Origin of the sequence: Burkholderia sp. E168m23 (assembly GCF_016586125.1) — a bacterium.
Lineage (GTDB): Bacteria > Pseudomonadota > Gammaproteobacteria > Burkholderiales > Burkholderiaceae > Burkholderia > Burkholderia orbicola.
Map to the genome: position 1 here is coordinate 1 of NZ_BCPP01000359.1, position 6429 is coordinate 6429.

General features: G+C 63.9%; 3 protein-coding genes and 1 pseudogene. All 4 read left to right on the forward strand.

Annotated elements, in window-relative coordinates; genetic code table 11:
- Positions 1–1112: pseudogene (locus JMF90_RS18910) on the forward strand (translational GTPase TypA); the annotation flags it as partial.
- Positions 1113–1429: 317 nt separating this feature from the next.
- Positions 1430–4294 (forward strand): 2-oxoglutarate dehydrogenase E1 component, encoded by a 2865-nt coding sequence (locus tag JMF90_RS18915; RefSeq protein ID WP_006476158.1) that lies wholly within the window; start codon positions 1430–1432, stop codon positions 4292–4294.
- Between the two features lie 136 nt (positions 4295–4430).
- Complete coding sequence (odhB, locus tag JMF90_RS18920; protein ID WP_105797797.1) at positions 4431–5714, forward strand: 2-oxoglutarate dehydrogenase complex dihydrolipoyllysine-residue succinyltransferase; 1284 nt, start codon at positions 4431–4433, stop codon at positions 5712–5714.
- An 81-nt stretch (positions 5715–5795) separates the two neighbouring features.
- The coding region (locus tag JMF90_RS18925; RefSeq protein ID WP_201325313.1) for an FAD-dependent oxidoreductase at positions 5796–6429 on the forward strand (634 nt) is incomplete at its 3' end.

Genomic DNA, 6429 nt, shown 5'->3' on the forward strand with positions numbered 1-6429 from the left:
TGCGCTTTGGCCCGGAAGGCGACGTGCTGAACCGCAAGATCAACCAGGTGCTGTCGTTCAAGGGTCTGGAGCGCGTGCAGGTCGAATCGGCGGAAGCGGGCGACATCGTGCTGATCAACGGTATTGAAGACGTCGGCATCGGCGCGACGATCTGCGCGGTCGACACGCCGGAAGCGCTGCCGATGATCACCGTCGACGAACCGACGCTGACGATGAACTTCCTCGTCAACTCGTCGCCGCTCGCCGGCCGCGAAGGCAAGTTCGTGACGAGCCGCCAGATCCGCGACCGTCTGATGAAGGAACTGAACCACAACGTCGCGCTGCGCGTGAAGGATACCGGCGACGAAACCGTGTTCGAAGTGTCGGGCCGCGGCGAACTGCACCTGACGATTCTCGTCGAGAACATGCGTCGCGAAGGCTACGAGCTCGCCGTGTCGCGTCCGCGCGTGGTGATGCAGGAAATCGACGGCGTGCGTCACGAGCCGTACGAGCTGCTGACGGTCGACGTCGAGGACGAACACCAGGGCGGCGTGATGGAAGAGCTCGGCCGCCGCAAGGGCGAAATGCTCGACATGGCGTCGGACGGCCGCGGCCGCACGCGCCTGGAGTACAAGATCTCGGCACGTGGCCTGATCGGCTTCCAGAGCGAATTCCTGACGCTCACGCGCGGCACGGGCCTGATGAGCCACATCTTCGACTCGTACGCACCGGTCAAGGACGGCTCGGTCTTCGAGCGCCGCAACGGCGTGCTGATCTCGCAGGACGACGGCGCGGCGGTTGCCTACGCCCTGTGGAAGCTGCAGGATCGCGGCCGCATGTTCGTGAAGCCGGGCGACGCGCTGTATGAGGGCATGATCATCGGCATCCACAGCCGCGACAACGACCTCGTCGTGAACCCGATCAAGGGCAAGCAGCTGACCAACGTGCGCGCGTCGGGCACCGACGAAGCCGTGCGTCTCGTGCCGCCGGTCCAGATGTCGCTGGAATACGCGGTGGAATTCATCGACGACGACGAGCTCGTCGAAGTGACGCCGCAGTCGATCCGTCTGCGCAAGCGCTTCCTGAAGGAGCACGAGCGTCGCCGCGCGAGCCGCGAAGGCGCGGTCGACTAAGCATCGATCGTTCCCGAGTACGACGAAAAAGGCTGCCTTCGGGCAGCCTTTTTTGCATCTGCGCGTCGTGCAACCGGATTGCCTGCAAAACACTGTTCCCGCAGGTCGCCGCAATCCGGCAAAACCCCGCCGCGCGGCGCTTTCGGGCACATTTCGCCGTGAACTCCGGTATCGGTTCTGTGATATGCTGCGCGCACGCAAGTTTTAGGTCCTTCCAAGCAAGACTTGATTCGCAATCCGCTAAACGGTCAGGCCGTGTCGCGGAAGGTTGAGTAACCCGCTATTTCTCGAGAAGCTCGAAGAAAGGTGAGCGTAAAATGTCAGATGTAATGAAGCAGTTTCAGCTGAACTCCTATCTGTTCGGCGGCAATGCTTCGTACGTTGAAGAACTGTACGATGCATACCTCAACAATCCGGCATCGGTGCCGGAGAACTGGCGCGAGTATTTCGACGCGTTGCAGAACGTGCCTGCAACCGACGGCTCGAATGCCAATGACGTCGCTCACTTCCCGATCGTCGAATCGTTCGCCGAGCGTGCGAAGGCCAATGCCTTCATCCCCCGCGAAAGCACCAGCAATCTCGCGACCGCACGCAAGCAGGTGCACGTCCAGTCGCTGATCAGCGCCTACCGCTTCCTCGGCTCGCAATGGGCCAACCTCGATCCGCTGAAGCGTCGCGAACGTCCCGCCATTCCCGAACTCGAACCGGCTTTCTACGACTTCTCCGAAGGCGACCTCGACCAGACGTACAGCGCAAGCAACCTGTACTTCGGTTTCGACCAGGCTTCGCTGCGTGACATCGTCAAGGGTCTGCGCGACACGTATTGCGGCACGATCGGCGCCGAGTACATGTACATCAGCGACCCGGAACAGAAGCGCTGGTGGCAGGAGCGCCTGGAATCGACCCGCGCGACGCCGTCGTTCTCGATCGAGAAGAAGAAGCACATCCTGAACCGCCTGACGGCCGCCGAAGGCCTCGAGCGCTACCTGCACACCAAGTACGTCGGCCAGAAGCGCTTCTCGCTCGAAGGCGGCGAAAGCTTCATCGCCGCGATGGACGAAGTCGTCCAGCACGCAGGCAAGAGCGGCGTGCAGGAAATCATCATCGGCATGGCCCACCGCGGCCGTCTGAACGTGCTGGTCAACACGCTGGGCAAGATGCCGGCCGACCTGTTCGCCGAATTCGAAGGCAAGCACGTCGACGACCTGCCGGCCGGTGACGTGAAGTACCACAAGGGCTTCTCGTCGGACGTGTCGACGGAAGGCGGCCCGGTCCACCTGTCGCTCGCGTTCAACCCGTCGCACCTCGAAATCGTCAACCCGGTGGTCGAAGGTTCCGCGAAGGCGCGGATGGACCGTCGCGGCGACGAAGACGGCCTGCAAGTGCTGCCGGTGCAGATCCACGGCGACGCGGCCTTCGCTGGCCAGGGCGTCGTGATGGAAACGCTGAACCTCGCGCAGACGCGCGGTTACGGCACGCACGGCACGCTGCACATCGTCATCAACAACCAGATCGGCTTCACGACGTCCGACCCGCGCGACGCGCGCTCGACGCTGTACTGTACCGACGTCGTCAAGATGATCGAGGCGCCGGTGCTGCACGTGAACGGCGACGATCCGGAAGCCGTCGTGCTCGCGATCCAGATCGCGATCGACTACCGGATGCAGTTCCACAAGGATGTCGTGATCGACATCGTCTGCTTCCGCAAGCTGGGTCACAACGAGCAGGACACGCCGGCGGTCACGCAGCCGCTGATGTACAAGAAGATCGCGCAGCACCCGGGCACCCGTGCGCTGTACGCCGAGAAGCTCGTGCAGCAGGGCGTGATCACCGCGGAAGACGCCGACAACTACGTGAAGGCGTACCGCAAGGCGATGGACGACGGCCACCACACCGTCGATCCGGTCCTGTCGAACTACAAGAGCAAGTACGCGGTTGACTGGGTTCCGTTCCTGAACCGCAAGTGGACGGACGCAGCCGATACGGCCGTGCCGCTCGCCGAACTGAAGCGCCTGGGCGAACGCATCACGACGGTCCCGGAAAACTTCAAGGTTCACCCGCTCGTCGAGCGCGTGATCAACGACCGCCGCAACATGGCGCGCGGCGACCAGCCGCTCGACTGGGGCATGGGCGAACACCTCGCATTCGCGTCGCTCGTCGCTTCGGGCTACTCGGTGCGCCTGACGGGCCAGGACTCGGGCCGCGGCACGTTCACGCACCGTCACGCGGTGCTGCACGACCAGAACCGCGAGCGCTGGAACGACGGCACGTACGTGCCGCTGCAGAACATCGCCGACGGTCAGGCGAAGTTCACGGTGATCGACTCGGTGCTGTCGGAAGAAGCGGTGCTGGGCTTCGAATACGGTTATTCGACCGCCGAGCCGAACACGCTCGTGCTGTGGGAAGCGCAGTTCGGCGACTTCGTCAACGGCGCACAGGTCGTGATCGACCAGTTCATCTCGTCGGGCGAAGTGAAGTGGGGCCGCGTGTCGGGTCTCACGATGCTGCTGCCGCACGGCTACGAAGGCCAGGGTCCGGAACACTCGTCCACGCGTATCGAGCGTTTCCTGCAACTGTGTGCCGACCACAACATGCAGGTCGTCCAGCCGACGACGCCGGCGCAGATTTTCCACCTGCTGCGTCGCCAGATGATCCGCCTGTTCCGCAAGCCGCTGATCGTCGCCACGCCGAAGTCGCTGCTGCGTCACAAGGAAGCGGTGTCGGACCTGTCGGAACTCGCGAAGGGCTCGTTCCAGCCGGTGCTGGGCGAAACCGACGGCGGCATCGACGCGAAGAAGGTCAAGCGCGTGCTGGCATGCTCGGGCCGCGTGTATTACGACCTCGTCGCGCATCGCCGCGAAGCGAAGGCGAACGACGTCGCGATCATCCGTATCGAGCAGCTGTATCCGTTCGCGCACAAGCAGTTCGAAGCCGAAATGAAGAAGTACGAGAACGCGACTGAAGTGGTCTGGGTGCAGGACGAGCCGCAGAACCAGGGTCCCTGGTTCTACGTCGAGCACCACCTGAAGGAAGGCATGAAGGAAGGGCAGAAGCTGGCATACAGCGGCCGTCCGGCTTCGGCCTCGCCGGCGGTCGGCTACTACGCGAAGCACTACGAGCAGCAGAAGGCCCTGATCGAAGGGGCATTCGGCCGCCTGAAGAGCGCATCGATCGCGAAATAACCGACGTCAAGCGAAACGGGAAGGCGTGCGGCGCTTTCCCGTTCCTTTTGGCCCGCCGGGCGCGTCGCGCGCCGCACCGGCCGAAGGAATCGCACGAACCTCGTCATACCCCAGATTAAGCATCCAGGAAAATCACATGGCTATCGTAGAAGTCAAAGTCCCCCAGTTGTCGGAGTCGGTGTCGGAAGCCACCATGCTGCAGTGGAAGAAGAAGCCGGGCGAAGCAGTCGCGCAGGACGAAATCCTGATCGAACTCGAGACCGACAAGGTCGTCCTCGAAGTGCCGGCACCGGCAGCGGGCGTGCTCGCGCAAGTGCTGCAGAACGACGGTGACACGGTCGTGGCCGACCAGATCATCGCGACGATCGACACCGAAGCGAAGGCAGGTGCCGCCGAAGCCGCGGCAGGCGCCGCCGAAGTCAAGCCGGCAGCCGCGCCCGCTGCAGCCGCCGCCGCACCGGCCGCTCAGCCGGCAGCCGCAACGGCATCGAGCTCGGCCGCCGCATCGCCGGCCGCAGCGAAGCTGCTGGCCGAGAAGGGCCTGTCGACGGGCGACGTCGCAGGTTCGGGCCGCGACGGCCGCGTCACGAAGGGCGACGCGCTGGCAGCAGGCAGCGCACCGAAGGCTGCTCCGGCCGCCGCACCGGCGAAGACCGCCGCCGCGAAGCCGGCGCTGCCGGAAGTGAAGGTGCCGGCGTCGGCAGCGACCTGGCTGAACGACCGTCCGGAACAGCGCGTGCCGATGTCGCGCCTGCGTGCGCGTATCGCCGAGCGTCTGCTCGAATCGCAGCAGACCAACGCGATCCTGACGACGTTCAACGAAGTGAACATGGCTCCGGTCATGGAACTGCGCAACAAGTACAAGGACAAGTTCGAGAAGGAACACGGCGTGAAGCTCGGCTTCATGTCGTTCTTCGTGAAGGCGGCCGTCCATGCGCTGAAGAAGTTCCCGCTCGTGAACGCGTCGATCGACGGTAACGACATCGTCTACCACGGCTACTTCGACATCGGTATCGCGGTCGGTTCGCCGCGCGGCCTGGTCGTGCCGATCCTGCGCAACGCGGATCAACTGAGCCTCGCCGAGATCGAGAAGAAGATCGCCGAATTCGGCCAGAAGGCGAAGGACGGCAAGCTGTCGATCGAGGAAATGACGGGCGGTACGTTCTCGATCTCGAACGGCGGCGTGTTCGGCTCGATGCTGTCGACCCCGATCATCAACCCGCCGCAATCGGCCATCCTCGGCGTGCACGCGACGAAGGAGCGCCCGGTCGTCGAGAACGGCCAGATCGTGATCCGCCCGATCAACTACCTCGCGCTGTCGTACGACCACCGCATCATCGACGGCCGCGAAGCCGTGCTGTCGCTCGTCGCGATGAAGGATGCGCTGGAAGATCCGGCACGCCTGCTGCTCGACCTGTAAGCCGAGTCTCACCGCATCGACCCGTTCCGCAGGTTCGCGCCCACGTGCGAACCTGCGGGCGTACAAGTAGAAAGGATTGTCATGTCCAAGGAATTTGACGTCGTCGTGATCGGCGCCGGCCCCGGCGGCTACATCGCCGCGATTCGCGCCGCGCAGCTCGGCAAGACCGTTGCCTGTATCGAGAAGTGGAAGAACCCGGCCGGCGCGCTGAAGCTCGGCGGCACCTGCCTGAACGTCGGTTGCATCCCGTCGAAGGCGCTGCTCGCGTCGTCGGAAGAGTTCGAGAACACGTCGCACCACCTGGCCGACCACGGCATCACGGTCGACGGCGTGAAGATCGACGTCGCGAAGATGCTCGGCCGCAAGGATGCGATCGTCGAGAAGATGACGAGCGGGATCGAGTTCCTGTTCAAGAAGAACAAGATCACCTGGCTGAAGGGCCATGGCAAGTTCACCGGCAAGACCGATGCCGGCGTGCAGATCGAAGTGAGCGGCGAGGGTGAAGCCGAAGTCGTCACCGCGAAGAACGTGATCATCGCGACGGGTTCGAAGGCGCGTCACCTGCCGAACATCCCGGTCGACAACAAGATCGTGTCGGACAACGAAGGTGCACTGACGTTCGACTCGGTGCCGAAGAAGCTCGCCGTGATCGGCGCGGGCGTGATCGGCCTCGAGCTCGGCTCGGTGTGGCGTCGCCTCGGTGCCGACGTGACGG

Excerpts from the sequence above, each read along its gene's own strand:
- JMF90_RS18915 (WP_006476158.1), top strand. The coding sequence starts at position 1,430 with ATGTCAGATGTAATGAAGCAGTTTCAGCTGAACTCCTATCTGTTCGGC.
- odhB (WP_105797797.1), top strand. The coding sequence starts at position 4,431 with ATGGCTATCGTAGAAGTCAAAGTCCCCCAGTTGTCGGAGTCGGTGTCG.